This window comes from Stenotrophomonas sp. SrG, from assembly GCF_050031795.1.
In the GTDB taxonomy this organism is placed as follows: Bacteria; Pseudomonadota; Gammaproteobacteria; order Xanthomonadales; family Xanthomonadaceae; genus Stenotrophomonas; species Stenotrophomonas rhizophila_A.
On record NZ_JBNBBE010000055.1, the window covers coordinates 1 to 350 of the forward strand.

Genomic DNA, 350 nt, shown 5'->3' on the forward strand with positions numbered 1-350 from the left:
GGGTAGAGCGGGGCGCCATCCAGGTCCAGCGACTTCTGGGCGATGGCCTGGCGCAGCGGGGCCCCGCCGGTCATCGGCGGGTACTGGTTCAGCCCGCCGTGCATGGCCTTGACGGTTTCATCGATCTGGCGCTGCGGCGCGGAGAAGTCCGGGAACCCCTGACCCAGGTTGACCGCGCCGTGTTCGGCCGCCAGCTGGGACCTCACGGTGAAAATGGTGGTGCCCACCTTGGGCAGCTGGGTCTGGGGGTTCATCGGCAACCGGGGGATCAAAGGCGGAGACCCCGTAGGGTACGAAATCTGGAGGCCGAGGCCTCGGCCATTGGGTTCGGGATCGATCCGCCGGTACAC

Annotated in this window: 1 pseudogene; it reads right to left on the reverse strand. The window is 68.0% G+C overall.

Annotated features, from left to right (window positions below):
* Nucleotides 1-254: pseudogene (locus ACQG3P_RS18935) on the reverse strand (aminotransferase); the annotation flags it as partial.
* Nucleotides 255-350 lie beyond the last annotated feature (96 nt).